The 23,837-nt window shown below is 65.9% G+C and carries 22 protein-coding genes; 13 read left to right on the plus strand and 9 right to left on the minus strand.

What is annotated here, in order from left to right:
• Positions 1–54: 54 nt before the first annotated feature.
• Positions 55–492: a DUF1330 domain-containing protein gene (locus OSB52_RS04740; RefSeq protein WP_266060438.1), complete on the minus strand. Its 438-nt coding sequence runs from the start codon at positions 490–492 to the stop codon at positions 55–57.
• A 226-nt stretch (positions 493–718) separates the two neighbouring features.
• Positions 719–1,033 (minus strand): EthD family reductase, encoded by a 315-nt coding sequence (locus OSB52_RS04745; protein ID WP_266060439.1) that lies wholly within the window; start codon positions 1,031–1,033, stop codon positions 719–721.
• A 206-nt stretch (positions 1,034–1,239) separates the two neighbouring features.
• On the opposite strand from OSB52_RS04745, the gene OSB52_RS04750 reads away from it, so the two are divergent.
• The 4 genes from OSB52_RS04750 (at position 1,240) to OSB52_RS04765 (ending at position 4,857) form a co-directional block, all read left to right on the plus strand.
• On the plus strand, positions 1,240–1,689 hold the full coding sequence (locus OSB52_RS04750) for a MaoC/PaaZ C-terminal domain-containing protein (RefSeq protein WP_266060440.1): 450 nt from the start codon (positions 1,240–1,242) through the stop codon (positions 1,687–1,689).
• A gap of 89 nt (positions 1,690–1,778) precedes the next feature.
• Positions 1,779–2,876: an enoyl-CoA hydratase/isomerase family protein gene (locus OSB52_RS04755; protein WP_266060442.1), complete on the plus strand. Its 1,098-nt coding sequence runs from the start codon at positions 1,779–1,781 to the stop codon at positions 2,874–2,876.
• Positions 2,869–3,645 carry an enoyl-CoA hydratase gene (locus OSB52_RS04760; RefSeq protein WP_266060443.1) on the plus strand — a complete coding sequence of 259 codons (777 nt, stop codon included), beginning with the start codon at positions 2,869–2,871 and terminating at the stop codon, positions 3,643–3,645. Before OSB52_RS04755 ends, OSB52_RS04760 begins: the two co-directional genes overlap by 8 nt.
• A 237-nt stretch (positions 3,646–3,882) precedes the next feature.
• Positions 3,883–4,857, plus strand: a complete 975-nt coding sequence (locus tag OSB52_RS04765) for an alpha/beta hydrolase (RefSeq protein WP_266060554.1) — start codon at positions 3,883–3,885, stop codon at positions 4,855–4,857.
• A gap of 99 nt (positions 4,858–4,956) precedes the next feature.
• On the opposite strand, the gene kstR is transcribed toward OSB52_RS04765, so the two are convergent.
• Positions 4,957–5,619 (minus strand): cholesterol catabolism transcriptional regulator KstR, encoded by a 663-nt coding sequence (gene kstR, locus OSB52_RS04770; protein ID WP_235725230.1) that lies wholly within the window; start codon positions 5,617–5,619, stop codon positions 4,957–4,959.
• Between the two features lie 118 nt (positions 5,620–5,737).
• Between kstR and OSB52_RS04775 the strand changes: the two genes are divergently transcribed.
• The 7 genes from OSB52_RS04775 to OSB52_RS04805 all read left to right on the plus strand — a co-directional run bounded on the left by OSB52_RS04775 (position 5,738) and on the right by OSB52_RS04805 (position 14,916).
• Positions 5,738–7,918, plus strand: a complete 2,181-nt coding sequence (locus tag OSB52_RS04775) for an acyl-CoA dehydrogenase family protein (protein ID WP_266060446.1) — start codon at positions 5,738–5,740, stop codon at positions 7,916–7,918.
• A gap of 119 nt (positions 7,919–8,037) precedes the next feature.
• Entirely contained in the window at positions 8,038–9,150 is a 1,113-nt protein-coding gene (locus tag OSB52_RS04780; protein ID WP_266060447.1) for an acyl-CoA dehydrogenase family protein, read from the plus strand.
• Entirely contained in the window at positions 9,140–10,303 is a 1,164-nt protein-coding gene (locus OSB52_RS04785) for an acyl-CoA dehydrogenase family protein (RefSeq protein WP_266060449.1), read from the plus strand. The genes OSB52_RS04780 and OSB52_RS04785 overlap by 11 nt, the downstream gene beginning before the upstream one ends.
• Positions 10,304–10,649: 346 nt before the next feature.
• Positions 10,650–11,660, plus strand: a complete 1,011-nt coding sequence (locus OSB52_RS04790) for a bifunctional MaoC family dehydratase N-terminal/OB-fold nucleic acid binding domain-containing protein (protein ID WP_266060450.1) — start codon at positions 10,650–10,652, stop codon at positions 11,658–11,660.
• On the plus strand, positions 11,657–12,070 hold the full coding sequence (locus OSB52_RS04795; protein WP_308191726.1) for a MaoC family dehydratase: 414 nt from the start codon (positions 11,657–11,659) through the stop codon (positions 12,068–12,070). The genes OSB52_RS04790 and OSB52_RS04795 overlap by 4 nt, the downstream gene beginning before the upstream one ends.
• The gene (locus OSB52_RS04800; protein WP_266060555.1) at positions 12,070–13,248 is read left to right on the plus strand and encodes a lipid-transfer protein; all 1,179 of its coding nucleotides are present in this window, start codon (positions 12,070–12,072) and stop codon (positions 13,246–13,248) included. The genes OSB52_RS04795 and OSB52_RS04800 overlap by 1 nt, the downstream gene beginning before the upstream one ends.
• Before the next feature lie 24 nt (positions 13,249–13,272).
• A complete protein-coding gene (locus tag OSB52_RS04805) occupies positions 13,273–14,916 on the plus strand; it encodes an AMP-binding protein (RefSeq protein ID WP_266060452.1) in 1,644 nt (547 codons plus the stop codon).
• Between the two features lie 222 nt (positions 14,917–15,138).
• Here OSB52_RS04805 and OSB52_RS04810 read toward each other — a convergent pair whose 3' ends face one another.
• Entirely contained in the window at positions 15,139–16,410 is a 1,272-nt protein-coding gene (locus OSB52_RS04810) for an SLC13 family permease (RefSeq protein ID WP_235725236.1), read from the minus strand.
• Positions 16,411–16,412: 2 nt separating this feature from the next.
• Positions 16,413–18,122, minus strand: a complete 1,710-nt coding sequence (locus tag OSB52_RS04815; RefSeq protein WP_266060454.1) for an MFS transporter — start codon at positions 18,120–18,122, stop codon at positions 16,413–16,415.
• A gap of 157 nt (positions 18,123–18,279) precedes the next feature.
• On the opposite strand from OSB52_RS04815, the gene OSB52_RS04820 reads away from it, so the two are divergent.
• Positions 18,280–18,420 carry a hypothetical protein gene (locus OSB52_RS04820; protein ID WP_235725238.1) on the plus strand — a complete coding sequence of 47 codons (141 nt, stop codon included), beginning with the start codon at positions 18,280–18,282 and terminating at the stop codon, positions 18,418–18,420.
• Between the two features lie 92 nt (positions 18,421–18,512).
• Here OSB52_RS04820 and OSB52_RS04825 read toward each other — a convergent pair whose 3' ends face one another.
• Entirely contained in the window at positions 18,513–18,944 is a 432-nt protein-coding gene (locus tag OSB52_RS04825; protein ID WP_235725239.1) for a DUF6918 family protein, read from the minus strand.
• Between the two features lie 134 nt (positions 18,945–19,078).
• Positions 19,079–19,864 (minus strand): SDR family oxidoreductase, encoded by a 786-nt coding sequence (locus tag OSB52_RS04830; RefSeq protein ID WP_266060455.1) that lies wholly within the window; start codon positions 19,862–19,864, stop codon positions 19,079–19,081.
• 105 nt (positions 19,865–19,969) lie between these two features.
• Between OSB52_RS04830 and OSB52_RS04835 the strand changes: the two genes are divergently transcribed.
• On the plus strand, positions 19,970–20,587 hold the full coding sequence (locus tag OSB52_RS04835) for a TetR/AcrR family transcriptional regulator (RefSeq protein ID WP_266060456.1): 618 nt from the start codon (positions 19,970–19,972) through the stop codon (positions 20,585–20,587).
• Between the two features lie 495 nt (positions 20,588–21,082).
• On the opposite strand, the gene chsH3 is transcribed toward OSB52_RS04835, so the two are convergent.
• Both chsH3 and kstD read right to left on the minus strand, forming a co-directional pair.
• Positions 21,083–21,940 carry an enoyl-CoA hydratase ChsH3 gene (gene chsH3 / locus OSB52_RS04840; protein ID WP_266060458.1) on the minus strand — a complete coding sequence of 286 codons (858 nt, stop codon included), beginning with the start codon at positions 21,938–21,940 and terminating at the stop codon, positions 21,083–21,085.
• Between the two features lie 4 nt (positions 21,941–21,944).
• Positions 21,945–23,693: a 3-oxosteroid 1-dehydrogenase gene (gene kstD, locus OSB52_RS04845; protein WP_266060460.1), complete on the minus strand. Its 1,749-nt coding sequence runs from the start codon at positions 23,691–23,693 to the stop codon at positions 21,945–21,947.
• Positions 23,694–23,837 lie beyond the last annotated feature (144 nt).

Genomic DNA, 23,837 nt, shown 5'->3' on the forward strand with positions numbered 1-23,837 from the left:
TGGAGCCGGAGCTGCGGCCAGAACGGTTGCGCCGTCGGCGGCGGGCGGCTCCGGCTACGACGTGGTCGTCGCGATGAGCCGGGAATCGGCCAGTGCTGCAGTGCGATGGCGCGACATCGACTGGTACTCGGGATCGGTGACCATGTCCAGGAACGCTTTCGGGTTCGGGTAACGCACCAGCAGTATCGAATCCCACGTTTCGTCGGCCGGGCCGATCACGGTGGGACCACATTCGCCGTGGTACACCACCTCGGCGCCCGCCTTCTCGATGTGTGGGGTCGCTGCCGCGCCGTAGCGGCGATAGGCCTGCTCGCCCGAGATCGGCTGCTCGGGGGCGAGATCATCGGCGGCCGAGTAGTCGGCCACATCGCGATACCGCAGCAGATTGAGCATCGTGACCGGCTGATCGGCAGGTAACTGCATGACCTCGGCGAGCTGGTGACGGCGCGGGTCGACGGTGCGGCGGTCGGTAGGTGGGAGGTCGGTGCTCATCGGTCCACTGTAGGTTGTCGCTCCCCGGCGATTGCGACGAATAGGTCGCCAAGGCTGGCACGGCCAACCCGCCTCCCGCGCAGTAGCGATCTACCACATGGAGAACTGACATCCACACAGGGTTGTAACCGCCGTGGATGTCAGTTCCCCGTGTGGTTGGCGTCGGGTCCGCACACCGGTGGAAACGACGGACCACCATCGACGTGGCGTCGAACGCGCCGAGCGGTTACCGCAGAACCGAGGCTTCCTCCTGGGTGAACATCGTGACACCACCGGTGGCGAAGTTTGCGACGTCAGCGCCGGCCGCCGCCATCTCCTCGGAACCCGCAGCCGCCATCAAGGCCTCTTGGTCGGCGAAGTAGAGGTTCGCAACGGCGTAGTACGGCGGCTCCGAACCGTCGAGGGTAGCGGCCTTGCCCCAGGTGTAGTCGGTCAATCCAGGGACCTTCGACGCGAGGGGGATGTGGACCTGCTCGTAGTACTCGTCAAAGGCGGCGGGATCGTTGGGATGCCCGTAGCAGACGGCGACGCGGATGGTCATGTGGTTACTCCTTCTGGACTGTGGGACCTAGTGGCATGTCCCGGTGAGCTCACCGTAGGTGGGCGGACTGAGTGAGAGGGCACGGATCGTCGGAAGAGATCGGCGGCAAGCGCATCGGCGGCCACGTCGGTGCGAACGAGGCCACCTGCGTGCGGTCCGCCCGGCCGCTCGCATCTCATCCGGCAACGCCCGATAGCGTGACCGCGGTGACCACGGAATCCCGCGCCTTTGCCGACGACCTCGAAGTGGGCCGTCATCACGAGTTCGAGACCTTCACCATCAGCGAAGGCGACCTGGTGGACTTCGCCTCCCAGTGGGACCCGCAGAGCTTTCACGTCGACGCCGACGCCGCTGAGTCGGGTGCCTTCGGTGGACTCATCGCCAGCGGCATCCACACCTTGGCGGTGTTCCAGCGGTTGGCCGTGCGTGCGGTCTTCGATCACTGGCAGGTGATCGCCGGACGCCGTCTGGTCGATGTCGCCTTTCTGCGTCCGGTCCGGCCGGACGACACCCTCACCGGGTCGATGACCATCGACACCGTCACCTTCGACAAGCCCGGTCGTGCGCTGGTGACCTGCGCCGGACGCCTGGTGAACGGCGACGACCGCGAGGTCCTTTCGACGACGATGGAAGTGTTCGTGCGCGCCCGGGACTGAGGTACTCGGGACCTGCGCTGTACTCCTTTACTAGGATATGCAAGTATCTGAGGGGTAATCGGACGAATCTGCGCGAGGGAGATCTGAGCATGGTGGACGAACCGTCCGTGCTGTCCACGATCGACGCCGGGGTCGCGACCCTGACGTTGAACCGGCCGAAGTCGATCAACGCGCTCGACCATCCGATGGTGACCGCCATGGACGAGCTCCTGCACGGCTGGGCGGCCGATCCGCAGGTCAGCGCGGTGGTGCTGGTCGGTGCCGGCGAGCGCGGTCTGTGTGCCGGCGGCGACATCGTGGCCATTCACCGTGATGCCTCGGCGCTGAGCAGCTCCGGCGCCGGTGACGCCGAGGCGGCGGCGTGCCCGTCCGCTCTGTTCTGGGCCGACGAATACCGGCTCAACGCCGACATCGCGCGCTACCCCAAGCCTTATGTCGCCATCATGGACGGCATTGTGATGGGTGGTGGTGTCGGTGTCTCCGCCCACGCCAACACCCGGGTCGTCACCGACCGCACGCGCCTCGCCATGCCCGAGGTCGGGATCGGATTCGTGCCCGACGTCGGTGGCACACACCTGCTGGCCCGGGTGCCGGACAACCTCGGCGTCTACGCCGGGCTCACCGCCGGCCAGTTGTCCGGTGCGGATGCCATCGAGCTCGGTCTCGCCGACCACTACATCCCGGCCGCCGACCTCGGCGCATTCCGTCGGGCGATCGGCGAGACCTCGCTCGATGACGCGCTCGCCAAGTATGCACAGGAACCGCCCGAGTCGAAGATCGCCGGGCAACGGGAGTGGATCAGTCAGGCTTTCGCCGCCGACTCCATCGCCGAGATCATCGACCGCTGCAGTGCCGCCGGCACCGACGATGCCAAGAAGACCGCCGCCACCATCGCCGGCAAGAGCCCGCTCGCGCTGGCCGTGACCCTGCGGTCGCTGCGGCAGGCCGAACCCACCCTGCCCGAGACACTCAAGCGTGAATTCCGGGTGTCGCTGCGCAGCCTGCTCAATCCCGATATGGCCGAGGGTATCCGCGCGCAGGTGATCGACAAGGATCGCAACCCGGCGTGGCGCCACACCGATCACACCGCCGTCACCCCCGCCGACGTGGACGCCTTCTTCGCGCCGCTGCCCGACGGCCTGGAACTTGTCATCAACCCCGCACCGCAGGAGGATTCGAGTGTCTGAGCACGAGACCATCATCGTCGAGCGTGACGGGCGCGTCGGCGTCATCACCTTGAACCGGCCGAAGGCGCTCAACGCGCTCAACACCACGCTCATGACCGAGGTCGTCGGCGCGGCAACCGCATTCGACAAGGACCCGGACATCGGCGCAATCGTGATCACCGGGTCGGAAAAAGCCTTCGCCGCCGGCGCTGACATCAAGGAGATGTCGTCGAAGTCCTACAGCGACGTCGTCGGCGAGCAGTTCTTCGCCGCCTGGGACGATCTGGCCCGCCTGCGCACCCCGATCATCGCGTCGGTGACCGGGTACGCCCTCGGCGGTGGCTGCGAGCTGGCGATGCTCTGCGACATCCTGATCGCCGGTGACAACGCGGTATTCGGTCAGCCCGAGATCAATCTCGGCGTGATCCCCGGCATCGGCGGATCGCAGCGCCTGACCCGCGCGGTCGGCAAGGCCAAGGCGATGGATCTGATCCTCACCGGCCGGAACATGAAGGTCGACGAGGCCGACAAGCTCGGGCTGGTGTCGCGGGTGGTACCGAAGGAGAACTGCCTGACCACGGCCAAGGAAGTGGCCGAGACCATCGCATCGAAATCATTCATCGCGGCCTCGCTGGCCAAGGACGCGGTCAACCGCGCCTTCGAGTCCGGCCTCGGCGAGGGGATCCGCGCCGAGCGGGCACTGTTCTACTCGACATTCGCCACCGATGACCAGGCCGAGGGCATGGCCGCGTTCGTCGATAAGCGTGAGCCGAAGTTCACCCACTCCTGACATATACCCCCAATCGCCAACGCCACCTTGCTTCCAAGCAAGGTGGCGTTGGCGATTCGGGGTGGCTGCCGAGAGGCCGGCGCCCGCACGTCACAAGTGCCTAACGAGCACCGTCCCGGCTGTTGGTTGAGCTGCTCAACCGTTAAGGTTGTGACAACTGTGACTTGTGAGGTTGGAGGGAAGGTGTTGGTGAACGCACTCGGGGGACGTCGATGGCGCGTGTGGGTGGCTGCGGCGATGACGGCGACCGTGGGGCTCACCCTCGGCGCGGCAGCTGCGCAGGCGACACCGACCCCCGACCCCAAGATCTCCCGCGTCGACACCGTGATCCACGACAACCCGCAGCACACGACGCTGATCGTGTGGTCGGCGTCGATGCAGAAGATGATCCCGATCACCGTGCTGCGTCCGCGCAACATCAGCAAACCCCGGCCGACGTTGTATCTGCTCAACGGTGCCGGCGGTGGTGAGGACTCAGCCACCTGGACGGCCAGGACCGACTATGTGAAGTACTTTGCCGACAAGAACGTCAATGTGGTCACCCCGATCGGTGGCGCGTTTTCCTATTACACCGACTGGCGGCGCGACGACCCGGTCCTGGGCCGCAACAAGTGGCAGACGTTCCTGACCAAAGAACTCCCGCCGCTCATCGACAAGGAATTCGATACCACCAAGGTCAATGCCATCGCGGGTATCTCCATGGCCGGGACGTCGGTGCTCAATCTCGCGATCGCCGCCCCCAAGCTGTACCGGTCGGTGGCCGCCTACAGTGGTTGCGCGCGCACCAGCGATCCGTTGGGGCAGGCCTACATCCGGATGGTGGTGGCTGACCGCGGGCAGGGCAACCTCACCAACATGTGGGGGCCGGTCGGTGGACCGGGTTGGCGGGCCAACGATCCCTACCTCCGGGCGGCGAAGCTGCGCAGCACCAAGGTGTACATGACCAGCGGTACAGGTCTGCCGGGTAAGTACGACCAGATGAATGCCGAACTGGTGCAGGGAAATCCGCTCGTGCTGGCGAATCAGGTGGTGCTCGGCGGCGCGATCGAGGCGGCGGTCAACCAGTGCACCCAGGACATGGCGGCGCGGCTTCGGTCGCTGCGCGTGCCGATGAAACTGATCGCGCGACCCAACGGGACGCATTCCTGGCAGTACTGGGAATCCGACCTCAAGCGCACGTGGCCGATGATCGCGGCGGATCTGCGGCGGTAGGAAGCGGCTGCTCTCGATACGTTCTCGCCTAGCGGCTCGAACTACTCGATCAGCAGTTGGGTTGGGGCTCTCGCGAATAGACCGGATGACTCCGCAGACCTATTGAATCCGATCCTTCAGCAACAACCGCACCGTCAGCTCGAGGCGGTTGGTGACGTCGGTGGCCGAGGCGCGGCGGGTCAGCCATTGCACCAGATTCGACATCCACACGTCGGAGATGACGCGGGCGATCGCCAGATCCTCTTCGCCGGGCTCACCGTCGTCGACCATCGCACCGGCGAGTAGCCGATCGATGATGCCGGCGACCTGATCGACCTCGGCAGTCGCTGAGGCGTCGGCGAACATGAATGCACGCGTCATCGCCTCAGTGAGCAGCGGATCGCGTTGCATCGCATAGGTGATCATGTCCAGCACATGACGCAGCCGCTCGATTGCGTTGTCGCCGCGCAGCTGTGAGCGATCCACTCGCGATTCGACGCGTTCGAACTCGCGCGCGAGGGCGGTGACCAGCAGATGCACCTTGGAGGGGAAATATCGGTAGAGCGTACCCACGGCGACGTCGGCCTTGTCGGCGACGGTGCGCATCTGGACCGCGTCGTAACCACCTTTGGATGCCAGCGCCAGCGTCGCATCCAGGATGCGACGACGCCGTTCGCGCTGCGCCGCCGAACCGGTCTCGGTGCCGCTCGACGCTGAACCAGCTGCCGAGGCGGTGGGGGCCGCGGGCTCGACGGGCGCCTTGGCCGCTGCAGATCGTGCCATGTGCTCGAAGACATCCTCACGTGGTCGGTTCGAACGGTGCCTACCGGTTGGCAAACACTCATGGCATATTAGAACAGGTTCTATTTGCCCGTCACAACCTGACATACAGAGGATTCACGTGACAATCGCCACGTCAAGCGAACAGATCGCCGTCTGCGACGCGATCGCTACCTGGGCGCGCAGCGTCTCGACCACCGAACTGGTCCGTTCCGACATCGACAAGCCTGGCGACCAGTGGACCGGTCTGTTGGCGCAACTCGCCGAGTTCGGTGTCTTCGCGGGCGCACTGCCCGAGGACTCCGGCGGCTTCGGTGCGACCTTCATCGATGTCGCCGCCATGATCGAGCAGTGCGGTATCAGCCTGGTGCCGGGCCCTATCGGTCCGATGGTCGCTGCCGCGCTCGGGCTCTCGCGGTCCGACGACGCGCGCGCCGGTGACTTGCTTGCGCGGGTCGCCTCCGGGGAAGTGGCCGTGGTCGCTCCGGCAGCTGCGTACGCCGGGATGGCGGCAAATCCTCCGCACGACGGTGCGCTCGACCTGGGCCTGGTGCCCGGTTACGTCGACGGCTGCGCGGTGGTGATCCCGTTCGAAGACGGAGGCGACGGGGTCTCCTGGCGAATCCTGCCCCCGGGCATTGGTACCACCACCGACGAGGCACACGGCGTCATCAGCGGCACCGTGTCGGTGTCGCGGGTGCAGGTCACCGGCGTGCAGGGTGGGGACCTCATCGACCTGCCGGACGGTGATCTGGTCACCGCGAGTCTGTCGGCCGCGACCGCCGCCTACCTGAGCGGCATCGCTCGGTGGTCGCTGGACACCGCCGTCGACTACGCCACGGTGCGCACCCAGTTCGGTGCACCCATCGGCTCGTTTCAGGCGATCAAACACATCTGTGCCGACATGCTCTGCCGCAGCGAAGAGCTCACCGCGGTCGCATGGGATCTGGCGCGCGCGGTGGACGAACGTCTCGCGACCGACGACGAGGAGGTCATTGCCCAGCTCGCCGTCAGCAGGTGCGCGGCGGACGTCATCGCGGCCGAGGCCGCCACGACCAATGCCAAGGACTGCGTGCAGATACTCGGTGGCATCGGCTTCACCTACGAACACGACGCTCATCTCTATTTGCGGGCAGCGCTGACCGCTCGCGCCGCCATCGGCCAGGGTATGTCGTCGGCTCGGGAACTGGCCCGGCTCGGAATGGCGGGGCACCGAAGGAACTTTCGGATCGATCTGTCCGCAGTCGAGGACCGGCGCGCGGAGGTCCGGGCAGCAGTGGACGACATCGCCGCCCTCGATCCGTCGCGGCGTCGGGCGCGACTGGCCGATTCCGGCTATCTGATGCCGCATTGGCCCGCGCCCTATGGGTTGGGTGCCGGCGCGGCCCTACAACTGCTCATCGACGACGAGTTCGAGCGCGCGCGGATCGAGCGGCCCGACCTGGTGATCGGTGCGTGGGCGATCCCGACGATCCTCGAACACGGCACAGACGAACAGCGGCAACGATTTGTGTCGCCGACCCTGACCGGCGACATCGTGTGGTGCCAGCTGTTCAGCGAGCCCGAGGCGGGCTCGGACCTCGCGGCGTTGCGTACCAAGGCCACTCGCGCCGACGGCGGCTGGCGGCTGCAAGGGCAGAAGATCTGGACCTCCCAGGCGCACAACGCATCCTGGGGGGTGTGCCTGGCGCGCACCGACGCCGACGCGCCGAAACACAAGGGCATCACCTATTTCTTGATCGACATGAACACCTCCGGTATCGACATCCGGCCGCTGCGCGAACTCACCGGCCGCGCGAACTTCAACGAGGTGTTTCTCGACGACGTGTTCGTCCCGGACGAGTGCGTCGTCGGTCCGGTCAACGGCGGCTGGCGGCTGGCCCGTACGACCCTGGCCAACGAACGCGTGGCGATGGGCGGTTCGGGCCTGGGCAAGGAGATGGATTCCCTGCTGCGTCAGGTCGAGGCGATGGCCCGCGAGCTGACTCCCGACGAGTTGGCCGGCCTCGGGCGCCTGGTGGCCGAAGCCCACACCGGTCGCGTCATCGACGCCCGTGCGGTCACCCGGCGTCTGGAAGGTCACGACCCGGGGGCGTTGTCGAGCGTGCGCAAACTGATCGGCGTCCAGCATCGTCAGTCGGTTCCGGAATTCGCTTTCGATCTGCTGGGCGTCGACGGGGTGGCCGCCTCCGACGCGTCGGACGCATTGCTGCAGAACCGGTGCCTGTCCATCGCCGGGGGCACCACGCAGATCCTACGGACCGCAGCCGCGGAACGGATTCTCGGTCTGCCCCGCGGCTGACCTGTGACGACGCCCGGAGAGCGCGGGAAATCTGCAGTTGAGAGGCCATAACTCCCACACCGGACACGCCATCTGATACAACTAGAACAAGTTCTAATTTGTGGCAAGGAGGCACCGGGGTGGACTTCGCCCTCGACGACACGGCGGTAGCAGTTCGTGATGCCGCCGCAGAGGTATTCGCGCGGCACCAACCGGACTGGGAATCCACGTTCGGTCGGCGCGATCGGCAGAGCAACGCGCCCGGCGGATTCGACACCGCGTTGTGGCGGTCGGTTGTCGACGCCGGACTCGCCGCGCTCGCATTACCTGGCGATGTCGGAGGCGACGACGTCTCCGTGATCGACCTACTGCCCCTGCTCCGACGCATGGGGGAGTCGGCGGCTGTGACGCCAGCCGTGGGATCACTCGTGTCGGCCCTGGCGCTCGGTGCCGCCGAGCGGTCAGTCCGCGGGACGTGGTCGCCTACGGTGGCGAACGGCGCCTGGCATGCCATCGCCATCGGCGAGCTCGGCGATGCCCTCACCGAGACGCCGCGCACCACCGTGCGCGACGGCCGGCTCACCGGCATCAAGACGGGAGTCCTGCATGCGGAGGGATCGTCGGCGCTGCTGGTGACCACCGACGATGGCGCGGTGCTGGTGGCCTCCGACGCGGACGGGGTGAGCATGACGCGCACACCGACCTCGAGCGGGTGGGGCGAGTACACCGTGCGCTTCGACGGCGTCGCGGTCGGCACCGACGACCTCGTCGCCACCGAAGCCGGAGCCGTTCGCGATCGGTATCGCCTGCTGCTGGCAACGTATGCGCAGGGACTCGTCGCCGGTGCCGCTCGACTCACCGCCGACCACGTCACCCATCGTGAGCAGTTCGGCAAGCCGATCGCGATGTTCCAGGCCGTCGGACAACAACTCGCCGACATCTATGTGGTCGCCCGGTCACTGGATCTATCGACGACCGCGGCTGCCTGGCGAATGAGTGAAGGACTCGACGCTACACAGGATCTGGGAATCGCCGCCTACTGGGTGGCTACCGAGATACCGGCAACCCTGCGGACCATGACCCACCTGCACGGCGGGATCGGTGTGGACGTGACCTATCCGTTGCACCGGTACTTCTCGATCGCCAAGGACCTCGCCCGGCTCGTCGGCGGGCCCGACGCCCGTCTCGACGAGATCGCCGACGATTCCGACGCCCGTCTCGACCCGAAAGGGCAGGCAACAGATGTTCATTGATCTCACCCCCGAGCAGAAGGCGCTGCGGGTCGAACTGCGCGAATACTTCACGAATCTCGTGAGCGCCGAGGACGCGCGGGTGATGCTCACCGAACGTCACGGCGAGACCTACCGCGCGGTGATCCGACAGATGGGCAAGGACGGGTGGCTCGGTGTCGGGTGGCCGAAAGAATACGGCGGCAAAGGTTTTGGTCAGATCGAACAGCAGATCTTCACCAACGAGGCCGTCCGCGCCGACGTCCCGTTGCCCTCGGTGACCCTGCAGACCGTCGGACCCACGTTGCAGGAACACGGCACCGACGAGCTCAAGCGAAAGTTCTTACCCGACGTCCTCGCCGGTGAGGTGCACTTCGCGATCGGGTACACCGAACCCGAAGCGGGGACCGACCTGGCCTCGCTGACCACCAGCGCGGTGCTCGAAGGCGACCATTATGTGGTCAACGGGCAGAAGATCTTCACCACCGGCGGCCATGACGCCGACTACATCTGGCTGGCCGTCCGGACCGACAAGGACGCACCGAAGCACAAGGGCATCTCGATCCTCATCGTCGACACCCGCGACCCGGGGTTCAGCTGGACCCCGATCATCACCGCCGACGGTGCGCACCACGTGAATGCCACCTACTACAACGACGTGCAGGTGCCGGTGTCGATGCGGGTCGGCAATGAGGGCGACGGGTGGAAGCTGATCACCACCCAGCTCAATCACGAGCGGGTGATGCTCGGGCCCGCGGGCCGGATCGACGGACTCGCCGCGCGGGTACGAGCCTGGGCTCAGCAGTCCGGCGCGGACGGCACCGTCATCGCCAAGCACTCCGACGTCCGGCGGGCCCTGGCCGAGATCGATGCCTACGCCCGCATCAACGAACTCCTCAACTGGCAGGTCGCCTCGACCGGGGAGGCGATCTCCATGGCCGACGCCGCGGCCACCAAGGTGTTCGCCACCGAGCGGCTGCAACACGTCTGCCGACTGATCAACGACATCGTCGGGCGTTACGGCGATTTCACCGATCCCGAGACTGCAGCGTTGGTCGACTGGCTCGACGTGCAGCAGAAGCGAAACGTCGTGATCACCTTCGGCGGTGGCGTCAACGAGGTGATGCGCGACATGATCGCCACCGCCGGATTGGGATTGCCGAGGGCCAAGCGATGAGGGCGGGGGTGTCACAAGGTCTCGATACGCCTCCTCGCTGCCGCTCGTCGGCTACTCGACCGGCGGGAAAGGACTCGTCCCGCCGGAGGGCTGCCCTCGGGTGGTCGGTGTCTCGTCCGGTGGGGACGGGGGCTGTCCTCGGGTGGTCGGTGTCTCGTCCGGTGGGGACGGGGGCTGCCCTCGGGTGGTCGGCGTCTCGACCGGTGCGGACGGGTGCTTCCCCCTGGTGGTCGGTGTTTCGACCGGTGGGGACGGGTGCTTCCCTCTGGTGGTCGAGTAGCTGCGAGCCGCTAGGCGAGCGGCGTATCGAGACCAGCCCCGCCGACCTTCGATTGCGAGAGCGACGATGAGCACACCCACCGACATCCTCTCCGCAGCGGAGGCCATCAAGGCCGACGGACCCAGCGCCCCCAGAGCGGGCCGAGATCCCATCAACCAGCCGATGATCCACAACTGGGTGGAGGCGATGGGGGACCGCAATCCCGTCTACGTCGACGACGACGCCGCTCGCGCTGCCGGACACCCTGGGGTCGTCGCGCCGCCGGCGATGGCGCAGGTGTGGACGATGCGCGGACTGCACGCACAGCGGGCCGCCGACGATCCGCTGGGACGTGCCACCGAACTGTTCGATCAGGCCGGTTACACCTCGGTGGTCGCGACCAACTGCGACACCGTCTATCACCGCTACACCCGGCCCGGCGAACAGGTCACCATCTCGTCTGATCTCACCGACGTCGTGGGCCCCAAGCAGACGGCTCTTGGCGAAGGTTGGTTCTTCACCACCCGCAACGTGTGGTCGGTCGGTGACGAGGTGGTCGCCGAGATGTCTTTCCGCATCCTGAAATTCCGGCCGTCGGCGAAAACCCAACCGGCGGAACCGGCGGAACCGCAAGTACCGGATGATCTCGATCCGACCCGGATGCTCAAGCCGAGCGCATCACGCGACACCGCGTTCTTCTGGGACGGTGTCGCGTCCCATGAACTGCGCATCCAGCAGCTCGACGACGGCACGTTGCGCCACCCGCCGATTCCGGCGATGTGGAAACCGCGCCAGGCAGACGGAACCGTACCCACCACCGACTACCTCGTCGCCTCCGGCCGGGGCACGGTGTTCAGCTACGTCGTACACCACGCCCCGAAGGTGCCCGGTCGGCAGTTGCCGTTCGTGGTGGCGCTGGTGGAACTCGAGGAAGGTGTCCGGATGCTGGGTGAGCTCCGCGACGTCGACCCGGCGGTTGTCACGATCGGGATGGCGGTGGAGGTCACGTTTCTGGACTTCCCGGCCGACACCGAGACAGGAACCGACCCATGGACCCTGTATGCCTGGACCCCTGCGACAACGAAGGGACAGCCGTGACCAGTCTTGCCCCGCAACCGGTCCGGATCGCGGACACGTTGCCACCGCTGACCATCGACGCATCGCCGACATTCGTGGTGGCGACGGCGCTGGCCACTCGCGACTTCCAGGACGTGCACCACGACCGGGACCTGGCACAGGCCAAAGGGTCCAAAGACATTTTCGTCAACATCCTCACCGACACCGGGCTGGTGGAGCGGTTCGTCACCGACTGGGCCGGACCATCGGCACGCATCCGCTCGATCAATCTGAAACTCGGTGTGCCGTGGTACGCCTACGACTCGGTCACCTTCACCGGTGAGGTGTCCGACATTGCCGACGACGTCCTCACGGTGTCGGTGACCGGAACCAATTCACTGGGCAAGCACGTGATCTCGACGGTCACCCTGACGATCGGGGGTGGTGCATGATGGGCGGTTTGTCGGGCAGAGCAGCCATCGCCGGCATCGGTGCCACCGAGTTCTCCAAGAACTCCGGACGCAGCGAACTGCGGCTGGCGGCCGAAGCGGTCCAGTCCGCGATCGCCGATGCCGGACTCACACCGGCCGATGTCGACGGACTGGTGTCATTCACGATGGACACCAACGCCGAGATCGCCGTCGCCCGTTCGGTCGGTATCAAGGAGATGACCTACTTCTCCCGCATCCACTATGGCGGCGGTGCGGCCTGCGCGACGGTTCAGCAGGCGGCGATGGCGGTGGCCACCGGTGTTGCCGATGTCGTCGTCGCCTACCGTGCGTTCAACGAACGATCGGGCTTGAGATTCGGCCAGGTCAACAGCGCGGTGGCCAATCAAGAGAACTCGTCGGGCACCGACAACGCGTTCTCATATCCACACGGCCTGTCCACGCCGGCGGCTTTCGTTGCGATGGTCGCCCAGCGCTATATGCACGAATACGGTGTCACCAGTGAGGATTTCGGACAGATCGCGGTGGTGGACCGCAAACACGCCGCAGTGAACCCAAACGCGTTCTTCCACGGCAAACCGATCACCCTCGACGACCACCAACAGTCGCGCTACATCGCCGAACCGCTGCACCTGCTCGACTGCTGTCAGGAGTCCGACGGCGGTGTCGCCATCGTGGTGGTCTCCGCGGAGCGGGCCAAGGACCTGCCGCACACCCCCGCGGTGATCGCGGCGGCCGCTGCCGGCAGCGCCGACGACCAGTTCATCATGTCCAGCTACTACCGCGACGACCTCGCCGGCCTGCCCGAGATGGGCCTGGTCGGCCGTCAACTGTGGAAACAGTCAGGTCTCGGCCCCTCCGACATGGACCTCGCCATTCTCTACGACCACTTCACCCCCTACACCCTCATGCAACTGGAAGAACTCGGGTTCTGCGCACGGGGCGAGGCGAAAGATCTGGTGCGAGAGCCGGGTGCGCTCGAGGTCGGTGGGCAACTGCCGCTGAACACCCACGGCGGTCAACTCGGTGAGGCCTATATCCACGGTATGAACGGCATCGCCGAGGCCGTCCGGCAAGTACGCGGAACCTCGGTCAACCAGGTCGACGGTGCCGCGCAGGTCGTGGTCACCGCCGGCACCGGAGTTCCGACCAGCGGCCTGGTCCTCACCCGAACCACCTAACACCGCGCTCAGCAAGGAGACGACATGAAGTTCAATCTGGCCGACGTGTTCGAGACGGTCGCCGATGCGGTACCTGACCGGATCGCGTTGAGCTACGAGGGCCGCCAGATCAGCTATGCCGAACTCGACCAGCTGGCCAATCAGGTCGCGCACCTGTTGTCGGAGTCGGGAATCGGCGCGCACGACAACGTGTCGCTGTTCCTGAAGAACAGCGTCGAGCATGTCACCAGCCTGCTGGGCCTGCTCAAGATCCGCGCCGTTCCGGTCAACATCAACTACCGGTACACCAACTCCGAACTGCACTACATCTTCGACAACTCCGACTCGCGGGCGATCATCGTCGAGCTGGAAGAACACCAGCGCAGTGTGGCGCAACTCCTGCCGGAGCTGCCCAATGTGCGGGTGGTCTTCGTCATCGGCGAGCTGGCTCCGGAGTTGTCCGACGCGGCGGTGGACCTGCCCGGCGACCGGTCGGTGGAGATCGTGTCTTTCTCCGACGCGGCGACGACGCCCACGCAGCGTGACTTCGAACCGCGCACCGGCGAAGAGCTGTACCTTCTCTACACCGGAGGCACCACCGGGTACCCCAAGGGGGTCATGTGGCAGCACGACGACTTCTTCCGCAAACCTCTGTCCGGGGGTAACCCGTACGGTGAGGCACGCAAGGACCTCGCGGAGATCGCTACCGCGGTCAAGGATTTCCCCTCGATGGCGTTTCTGCTCGCTGCACCGCTGATGCACGGCGCGGCGTCGTACTCGTTGTTCACCTTCTTCACCCTCGGTGGTCGGCTGGTCATCCAACGTGACTTCAAACCCTCGGCCATCGTGTCCGAAGTCGAGCGGGAGAAGGTGCAGATCATCCTGATCGTCGGCGACGCGATGGGCATGCCGCTCGTGGAGGAGTTCGAGCGACGCCAGGGCGAGGTCGACCTGTCGTCGTTGTTCTCGGTCACCTCCGGTGGGGCGATCTGGTCCCAACACGTGCGGGACCGGTTCCTCGCGGTGAAGCCGGATCTGGTGCTGCGCGACAACTTCGGTGCCTCGGAATCGGGAAACGACGGCGAGATCATGATGGATGAGAACGGCAACCTGCGGGTACCGCCGACCGACAAGATGATGGTGGTCGACGAGCGGCTCAACAAGATCGAGCCCGGCTCGGGCGACGTCGGCTACATCGCACGGATCGGGAACGTGCCGCTGGGTTACTACAAGGACGAGGCCAAAACGGCGAAGACCTTCCCGATCCTGCCGGACGGAACACGGATCTCGATCCTCGGCGACATGGGCACCGTCGAGGCCGACGGAACCATCGTCTTCCTCGGCCGAGGTTCACAGTGCATCAACACCGGTGGCGAAAAGGTGTACGCCGAAGAGGTCGAGGCGGTTCTGCACGCCCACCCCGCCGTGGCCGACGCGCTCGTCGTGCCGGTGCCCGACGCCAAGTACGGCCAACGGGTGGCAGCGGTGGTGGCAGTGGCCGAGGATGCAGTGGAACCGTCCATCGATGACATCGGCGCCCACTGCCGGGAATCGCTCGCCGGGTACAAGGTTCCGCGCACCGTGGTGTTCGTCGAGGAGGTGAAGCGCACCCCGGCCGGCAAGGCCGACTACAAGTGGGCCAAGAATGCCGCCGCCGAAGCCACCGAGCCCGCGGCCGCCGCGAACTGACGTAGCTCGCGCCATTTCGCTGGTCGAGTAGCCGCGAACGGAGTGAGTGGCGTATCGAGACCCTGGTGCGTGTGTGGATCTCGATACGCTCGCTCGCCTGGGGGCTCGCGCGCTACTCGATCAGCGGGGGGGTGGGATTAGCGGTCGCCCGGTGGCCGCGCGCCATTTCGCTGGTCGAGTAGCCGCGAACGGAGTGAGTGGCGTATCGAGACCCTGGCGAGATCACAACCCGCCGAGGCGCACAGATATCCACAACGCCACCACCGCGACCAGCAGCGTCGGCGGCACGGTCAGCGCGCCGAGCCGCAGGTAGTCCCGGGATCTCGGGGCCGCCGTCGAGTCGCGGCGCATGATGTCCCGCCACAGCAGGTTCGCGAGCGATCCGAAGTAGGCGAGGTTGGGACCGATGTTCACGCCGAGCACCACCGCGAGCACCAGCGCCGGCTGATGGGCGGTGAGTGGGACGAGCAGGAGGGTGGCGGGCAGGTTGTTGACCACATTGGCCGAAATCGCGGCGAGCACGGCCACCGCGACCATGGCGAGGAAGCCGGAGCCTGTAGGGATCAGATGACTCACCGCGTCCCCGATCGCGCCCTCGCGGACCGGCAGGATGATCACTCCGAGAGCTGCCACGAATGCCAGGAAACCGACGTTGAGCGCGCGGGCTGTATGCCGCGCGGTCACTGTTGGGTCGCGAAACGCCATCGGGGCCAACATGACCGCTGCGCCCACCGCCGCCGTCGCGGCCAGCGGCACGCCCAACGGTTCGGACACCACGAAAGCAACGAACAGAAGTGCCAGACACGTCAACACCCAGCGCGGTGTGTGCGGTGGCGTTGCGGGATCCCTGTTACGACGTGGTGATCTGACCGTCAGGTCGTCGGCGAAGAACCACCGGAAGATCAGATACTCCACCACGATCGCCGCTATCCACGGCGCCGCCATCACACCCGCAAACCCCAGGAAACTCAAGCCGGTTGCACTGAACGCCAATAGATTCGTCAGGTTCGAGACCGGAAACAGGGTGGAGGCGGTGTTGGCAAGATGATTTCCGGCGTATGAGACCGGCGTGATACGCGCACCGAGTCGGCGGGCAGTGATCACGGCGACCGGCGTCAGCAGCACGATCGTGGTATCGATCGACAACACCGCGGTGGTGACGGCGGCGACCACGAAGACGATGCGCAGCAGTCGATTCGGTGACCCGTGGCTCCAGCCTTCCACCACCCACCCGACCCAGGTGAACACGCCCGTCCGGGCGCAGACGTCGGCCACCACGAGCATGGCAGCGAGAAAGGCGATCGTCGGTGCGATGAAACGGATCTCATCGGCTGCAACGGGCACGTCGGTCAAACCCAGCGCCACCACCGCCACAGCCGAGGCCACAGCGATGACAGTCGCGACACCGCGCCGCACGGTGACCGTTGTGACGACAACGAGCGCCAGAACGGCGACGGCGAGGACGGTGCCGACGACGCCGTCAGACGACAGCACCCTCAGTCCGGGCGGTTGGTCTCAGGGCGCGCCGAGGTCTCGGTGTCGATGGCTGCGCCGACGGAGATCTCATCGGTCGAACGGGTGGCATCGACACCGTCCGGCTCTGGGACCACGCGACGCGGCGCGAGCCACAGTAGCGCCACCGCGCTCGCCATCAGCACCGACCCGAGCACGATGTAGCCCTGCCGCATCGGTTCCAGGAACGCGTTCTGGGCGTCGGCGGCGATCTGCATCGCCAGCGGCGCGGCCTGTTCGCTGAGTCGTTCGACGACGGCGGTCGCCTCGGCCAGCGATCGCCGGATGTATTCGGCGGCTTCGCCGGCCTGCTGCACCAGCATCTGACCGACGATCGGGTCGCCGGCGGCGATGCGTTGTTCACCAGCTGCGGTGAGCTGAGCCTGCGCGTTGTCGGCGACCGGCCCGATCCGCGACGCATATCCGGCGGCCATGATGCTCCCGGCCACCGCGATGCCGATGGCGGCGCCGAGTTCGCGTGCGGTGTCGTTGACCGCCGAACCCACCCCCTGATTGTCGGTCGGGGTGTTGGACATGATTGCCGTCGTCGACGACGCGGTCGCCAAGCCGATACCGATGGCGCACAACACAATGATCCATAGTGCAGCCCAGTAGGTGTCGTATTCGATCGTGCCCAGCAGCACGATGCCGATCCCGCTCAGCATGATGCCGCCGGCCAGTACGAACCGCAGGGCGTGGAACCGTACCGCGATCCAGTTGCCGATCAACGCGAACACACCGACGCCCGCCACCATCGGCATCAGCGCGAACGCCGACTGCAACGGTGTGTAGCCGAACACCAACTGGAGTTGCTGCAGCATCAGGTAGAACACGCCGAACGACGCGAAGAACTGCATTGCGATCGACAGCGAACCGGAACCGAAAGCGCGGTTGGTGAACAGCCGGACATCCAGAAGTGGAGAGGAGCGCCGTAATTCGAGGACGACGAAGGCGACCGCCAGTGCGATGCCGCCGACCAGGCTGATGAGTACGAGCGGGTCCGCCCATCCCCGATGCGGGGCCTCCAGCAGGCCGAGGACGACACCGGTGACGGCCAGGATCGACGTCACCGACCCGGCGATGTCGAAGCGTCCCGGGTTGCTGTCGCGCGAGGTGCCGATGGTGAGGCTGAGCAACGCGGTGAGCAGTGCCGACGATGCGAAGGTGATGAAGATCGAATGCCAACTGAAGAACTCGAGCAGGACACCGGTGACCAGGAAACCGGCGATGGCGCCGCCACCGGCGACGGCTGCCCAGATGCTGACGCCGATGGCGCGGCGATGCTCGGGCACGCCGGAGGTGATCAGCGAGAGCGTCGCGGGCATGATCAGCGCGGCGGCCGCACCGGCCAGGACGCGCGTTACGACCAATTGCACCGGATCGTTGATCCAGATCGGCAGCATCGACGCGACCGCGAAGGCGAAGAGTCCGACGATGAGTACACCTCGTCGGCCGAACCGATCACCGATCGCTCCGGCCGGCAACAGCAACGCCGCCAACGCGAGGGTGTATCCGTCGACAATCCAGGTCATCTGACCGGAATCGGCGCCGGTGTCGACGGCGATCTCCGGTAGGGCGGTGTTCAGCGCGGCCATCGCGGCCACCACCATGCTCACGGCCGCACACGCGATGGCGATCAACCATACCGAGCGAAGGTCGAAGCCACGCGTGCTGGTGGTTGCCGTCTGCACCATCTGTCCTCCGACCTGTTGCCTTTTCGTGATCATGACACGCGTCGTCGGTGAGCGCGATCACGAGAAAACATGTGACACATTTATCACTGCAGTACCAAGACCGGTGATCGCCGTCCAGTTGGTCAGCGTTGACCCGGACTACTGAAAGTGAGAAGTCATGGCGTCACCACAAGTCGCCTCTTCGCAACGTTCCGACTACACACCGGCGCGGGTGCATGTGTGGCGGGTGTTGTCGATGCTCGGCGCGTTGATCGCCGTGGTCGTCGGCCTGCTGCTCATCGTCACCTCGGCCGCCTGACCAGCCGCCGCTGGGCGCAAGCGCATACGACAGCGCCCACCGATCAACTGTGACGGCTGGTCGATGGACGCGTGGGTCGGATTCGTGACGTGCTAGCCGGCGTGCTTCTCGATCGCCGCGCCTACCCGCGGAAGTGACGCCGCGACATACCCCTTGGCCTTTCCGCGTAGCGAGCCGTAGGCCTTGGCGAGTGCAGGGCGGGCCGTGGCCGTTTGATCGTCGGTGACGGTCAACAGCGCCTCGGCGGCCGCATCGCTGTTGGCGGCCAGATGGTCGGCGAACGATACGTCGGCCGGCTTGTTATCCCAGAACGGCTGCAGCGCGGTCAGGAAATCGGGTAGCAACAGGTTGGTCGCCGAGGTGACCACACCCGGCTTCACCTTCTGCGCGGCGGCGTAGGCGGTCTTGACTGCAGCGCCGCCGAGTCCCTTCTGATCCGCGACCTCGGCGTCGATGACGTCGACGAGGTCGGCCACCACGGCCGGGCGGTTGGTGTCGAGTAAGGACTGCAGCGAATCACTCATCAGGTCTCCTCGCGGGATCGCCCGGTGCGGGCGGGGTTTGACTGCGGATGGTCCGCGTCGAGACTACTGTCCGATTCGTCGTCTCGGGACGACGCCCACCACGGTGTGGTGAGAACCACGGGAGGTATCGGGGATCAATACTTCTCGGACTGTCCGCCGTCGATCGGAATGGTGGTGGCGTTGATGAACGAGGCGTCGTCGGACAGCAGGAACGCGACGAGGTGGCCGACCTCCTCTGGGCGTCCGAACCGCTGCATCGGATTCGCGCTGACGAACTGACGGCCAGCCTCTTCCCAGTTGTCCTGGTCGATCTGCTTGAGTGACCCCTCGACCATGGGGGTCATGATCGCGCCGGGAGCGATGGCGGTGACTGTGATGCCGTACTGGCCGTACTCGATCCCGGAATTGCGGGTCAGGCCCACCACGCCGTGCTTGGCGGCCGCGTAGCCGGACTGGTTCCCCACACCGCGGATGCCTCCGACGGACGCCGTGTTGACGACATGTCCCGCCCCCTGATCCTTCATCACTGCCAGCACATACTTGAGGCCCAGGAATACGCCCCGCAGATTGATCGACACCACCTTGTCGAATTCCTCGGACCCGAAATCCTCGGTCAGGTTCTGCTTGCCCTCGATGCCGGCGTTGTTGAAGAAGCCGTCGATACGACCGAACGCCTCGACCGTCTTCTGCACGTAGGACTCGACATCGGACTCGTTGCTGACGTCCGCGACTAGCTGCAGCACTTTGGTGCCCGAGGCGATCTCGGTCACCTGCGCAGCCGTGTCGGCGAGTCCGGCCTCGCTGACGTCGATCAGTGACAGTGACGCGCCTTCGGAGGCGAGTTGGAGGGCCGCGGCGCGGCCGAGGCCCGAACCGGCGCCGGTGATGAGAACGACCTTGTCGGTGAAACGTGTGGTCATGGAAAGTCCCTTCCTTCGCGAAATCGGTCCGTCGCGGTGGCGGGCCGCCTACACCCACAATAACGAGACGTAGCGTTCCGATATTTCCGGGTGTTGAATACGAGGGTGACGTCCGGAACGAGCAGCGAGTCTGCAGACTGCATCGGCGGTGACGCCGTCGGGGCCCAGCGCGGACGCGGGCGCCCGCGCGACCCGCACGTCGACAACCGGGTACTGGCCGCAGCGCGTGAACTGGTGGGTGAGCTCGGCTATCACCAGGTGACAATGGAATCGATCGCGCGGCGTGCGCGGGTGGGCAAGGCGACGCTGTATCGGCGTTGGCCCAATCGGGCATCGGTCATCACCGATGCCTTCGCCGACGAACTGGCCGAGCCGCCGACGCCGGACACCGGTGAGTTGCGCACCGACGTGCTGGCCTACCTCCGGGAGATCGTCGAGACACTCACCCTGCTCGGCGATCCGTCGGTGGTGGCCAGTGCACTGGCTGAACGTGGGCAGGAGGGAGAAGCCGGCCTGCGGGACATCCTGCGGGCCCGACGTGGCCCGGGCCTGCGCATGCTGCAGCGCTGGGTTGCTGCCGGGTTGCTGCCGGAGTCGTTGCCGGTGGACGTCGTGGTCGACGGGTGGGCCGGATTTCTGCTGTACCGCATTGTCTTCGGGCGGCAGGTGCCCGGCGACGGCGAATTGGGGGAGTTGGTCGATATGCTGCCGCGAGGTGACTGATCTCGATACGGTTCCTCGCCTGGCGGCTCGGAGCCTACTCGATCAGCGGTTGAGGTGCCTGATCTCCTTGTGTGGGAGCCTATCTCGGTGGTCGATTGTTCGGAGGGGCGGGCTTTCCCGATGGTCGGTTTATGTGGGAGGGCGGGCTTTCCCGGTGGTCGATTTGTTCGGGAGGGCTGGGCGTTCTCGGTGATCGATTTGTTCGGGAGGGCGGGCGTTCCCGGGGCTCGATTTGTGCGGGGCGCCGGGCTTTCCCGGTGGTCGAGTAGTCCGAGGCGCTAGCCGAGGGCGTATCGAGACCACGTCACCTGGTCTCGATACGCTCCTCACTCCGTTCGTCGCTACTCGACCAGCGGTTGGTCACTCGTTCGTCGCTACTCGACCGGCGGTTGGTCACTCCGTTCGTCGCTACTCGACCGGCGGTGGGTCACTTGGGTTGTCACTACTCGCCCGGCGGTTGGTCAACCCGTTACCACTCGACCAGCGGCCTCACGCTCATAGCGCCAACAACACATTCCCGAGTGCAGGCGCGTCGTCGCGGTCGGCGACGGTCGCGGTGATCAGCAACTTTCCGTTCTCATCCCAGACATTGACATTCAATGTCTCGCCGGGGAACACGACACCGGCGAAGGTCGATGAGTAGTCACGTACCGCCGCCACGTCGCCGTCGAGTACGGCGTCGGTGACCGCGCGGCAGACCGTGCCATAGGTGCACAGGCCGTGCAGGATCGGTCGTGGAAATCCTGCGGCGGCAGCGAATGCCGGATCGCTGTGCAACGGATTTCGGTCACCGCAGAGGCGATATAGCAGCGCCTGTTGCGGGAGTGTCGGCACCGAAAGACGATGGTCCGGTTCGCGATCCGGATACGCGACCTTGTTCGACGATCCACGTTCGCCGCCGAAGCCGCCCTCGCCCTTGGCGAAGATCGATGAGCGTGCAGTCCATAGTGGCTCGCCCGAGTCGTCGGTGGTCACCGACTCCTGAATAATCACTGCCGCAGAACCTTTGTCCTGCACCTCGGCGATGGTGGTGCGGGTGGTGGCCTTGCCGCTGGCCGGCAACGGTCGATGCGCGGTCACCTGTTGGCTGCCGTGCACCACCTTGGCCAGGTCTATGTCGATGCCGGGAAACGAGACCCTGGGAGCCTCGGTCGCGTGGAAGGACGCGGCAACAGTGGCGAACGACGGCAACACCTTCGGACCCTTGTCGTCGACGTAGGCCAGTCCGGCGGTGTCCATCGGATCGGCGGCTGCACCGACCGCGAGGTGATAGAGCGCGACATCTGAGGCCGACCATTGGAAGCTGATCTCGGGGAGTTCGGCACCGACGGCGACCGTGGGATCGATGGGCATGGCGTCAGGCTCCTGTGCTGGTCGCAGGGTTGCTGGTGGCGGTGGACTTCGACGCCGCGTCGAGCGCGGCGAGATAGCCGAAGACCAGCGCGGGCCCGATTGTGGCGCCCGGTCCGGCATAGGTGTGGCCCATCACCGGTGCGCTGGTGTTGCCGGCGGCATACAAACCCTCGATCACCGAACCGTCGGCCCGCAGTGCGCGGCCGGACGCGTCGGTGTCGATGCCGCCCTTGGTGCCCAGGTCGCCGGGCACCATCTTGACCGCGTAGAACGGTGCCTTGGTCAACGCGCCCAGGCTTGGGTTCGGCTTGTTGGTGATGTCGCCGTAGTAATGGTCGTAGCCGCTCTTACCGCGTCCGAAGTCGGCGTCGACCCCGGAGCGGGCGAAACCGTTGAACCGCTCGGTGGTGTTCGCCAGGGCGTCGGCCGGCACGCCGATCTTGTCGGCGAGCTCACGGATCGACCCGGCTTTGACCACCACCCCGGCCTCGAACCATTTCTTCGGGAGCGGCTGGCGCGCATTGACGCCCGCGAACAGGTACCGATTACGGCAGGTCTGATCCATGATCAGCCACGACGGCACGTTCTCACCCGGGCCGTCGCCCTGTCCGAAGTCGCCGCCGTACATTTGGTGCACGGCCTCCACATAGGGCAGTGATTCGTTCATGAACCGCTCGCCGCGTTCGTTGACCATGAACGTGCCCGGCACGGCTCGTTCGGACAACGCGAACCACGGTCCGCGCGGCAGCGGGATCGTCGGGCCCCACCACGAGTCGTCCATCAATGACACCGCCGCACCGACCTTGAGCCCCGCGGTGATGCCGTCGCCGGTGTTGGACGGGGCGCCGGTGGTCCAGTCCGAGCCGATCGGCTCGCGCTGATACTTCTGCCGCATCTCGGCATTGTGCTCGAAACCGCCGCAGGCGAGGATCACGCCGTGACGAGCGTGGATGGCGAATTGGGTGCCCTCGGATTCGGCCAGCACCCCGACCACCCGGCCGTCCTCGGTGAGCAGATCGGTCAGGCCGGTGTTGAGCTTCAGCGGCACACCGAGCTTCCGTACCCCGAGCAGCAATTCTGCTGCCAGAGCGGCACCCATCGCGATCAGCTTCTTACCGCGGGAACGGGCCCAGAAGAATCGGCTACCGACCTTCGCCATCCGCAACGGGCCACGCCAATGCCGCAGCCCGGTGTTGAGCCAGCGGTAGTCCGACTGCAGCACCACCATGTTCAGTGGCGCCTTGGTGTATTGCGGATGCAGTGTCTGCAGATCATCGCCCAACGCCCGGGCGTCGAAGGGACGAGGCTCCACCGATCGTCCGCCGAGCCTGCCACCCGGCGCCTCCGGGTAATAGTCGGAGTAGTTCTTGACCCATTCGAGTTCCAGTGGCGCGTGCTTCATCAAGAAATCGAGCGCCTCGGGGCCGCGATCGATGTAGGCGTCGATCTTCTCCGAGGGCGCGTGTTCGCCGATGATCGCGTGCACGTACTCGCGGGCCCGGTCGACGGTGTCGTCGACGCCGTCGCGCTTCAGTACCGAGTTGTTCGGAATCCACACGCCGCCACCCGACCGTGACGTCGAGCCACCCCAGTACGGGGACTTCTCGATGATCACGGTTTTCAGGCCGCTCGCAGCCGCGGTGATGGCCGCGCTGAGTCCGGCCGCTCCGGCGCCCACGACGATCACGTCGTAGGCCTCGGTGTTGGTCTGCGGGGAGGTGGTGGTCTCTGTCGGTTCGGTCGCGCCGGCCATGGAAGTCCCTTCATGCGCCACGGGTGGAACGTGTTCTCACCTAGAATTAGAACACGTTGCAGAAATGTGGCGCCAGAGGCCGCGGCCGGCACCCGCCGCAGACGTAGCGGGAATCGTCGGTGGGTGCCGATTCTGGCTACGTCT

The sequence above is a fragment of the Gordonia aquimaris genome, assembly GCF_026262595.1.
Lineage (GTDB): Bacteria > Actinomycetota > Actinomycetes > Mycobacteriales > Mycobacteriaceae > Gordonia > Gordonia tangerina.

What these genes read in the sequence shown, in the direction of transcription:
- OSB52_RS04765 (WP_266060554.1), top strand. Translation starts at nt 3,883, where the DNA reads ATGACGGCGACCGTGGGGCTCACCCTCGGCGCGGCAGCTGCGCAGGCG.
- OSB52_RS04755 (WP_266060442.1), top strand. Translation starts at nt 1,779, where the DNA reads ATGGTGGACGAACCGTCCGTGCTGTCCACGATCGACGCCGGGGTCGCG.
- kstR (WP_235725230.1), bottom strand. Translation starts at nt 5,619, where the DNA reads ATGGCACGATCTGCAGCGGCCAAGGCGCCCGTCGAGCCCGCGGCCCCC.
- OSB52_RS04740 (WP_266060438.1), bottom strand. Translation starts at nt 492, where the DNA reads ATGAGCACCGACCTCCCACCTACCGACCGCCGCACCGTCGACCCGCGC.
- OSB52_RS04800 (WP_266060555.1), top strand. Translation starts at nt 12,070, where the DNA reads ATGGGCGGTTTGTCGGGCAGAGCAGCCATCGCCGGCATCGGTGCCACC.
- OSB52_RS04830 (WP_266060455.1), bottom strand. Translation starts at nt 19,864, where the DNA reads ATGACCACACGTTTCACCGACAAGGTCGTTCTCATCACCGGCGCCGGT.
- OSB52_RS04815 (WP_266060454.1), bottom strand. Translation starts at nt 18,122, where the DNA reads ATGGTGCAGACGGCAACCACCAGCACGCGTGGCTTCGACCTTCGCTCG.
- OSB52_RS04820 (WP_235725238.1), top strand. Translation starts at nt 18,280, where the DNA reads ATGGCGTCACCACAAGTCGCCTCTTCGCAACGTTCCGACTACACACCG.
- kstD (WP_266060460.1), bottom strand. Translation starts at nt 23,693, where the DNA reads ATGGCCGGCGCGACCGAACCGACAGAGACCACCACCTCCCCGCAGACC.
- chsH3 (WP_266060458.1), bottom strand. Translation starts at nt 21,940, where the DNA reads ATGCCCATCGATCCCACGGTCGCCGTCGGTGCCGAACTCCCCGAGATC.
- OSB52_RS04790 (WP_266060450.1), top strand. Translation starts at nt 10,650, where the DNA reads ATGAGCACACCCACCGACATCCTCTCCGCAGCGGAGGCCATCAAGGCC.
- OSB52_RS04785 (WP_266060449.1), top strand. Translation starts at nt 9,140, where the DNA reads ATGTTCATTGATCTCACCCCCGAGCAGAAGGCGCTGCGGGTCGAACTG.
- OSB52_RS04825 (WP_235725239.1), bottom strand. Translation starts at nt 18,944, where the DNA reads ATGAGTGATTCGCTGCAGTCCTTACTCGACACCAACCGCCCGGCCGTG.
- OSB52_RS04745 (WP_266060439.1), bottom strand. Translation starts at nt 1,033, where the DNA reads ATGACCATCCGCGTCGCCGTCTGCTACGGGCATCCCAACGATCCCGCC.
- OSB52_RS04805 (WP_266060452.1), top strand. Translation starts at nt 13,273, where the DNA reads ATGAAGTTCAATCTGGCCGACGTGTTCGAGACGGTCGCCGATGCGGTA.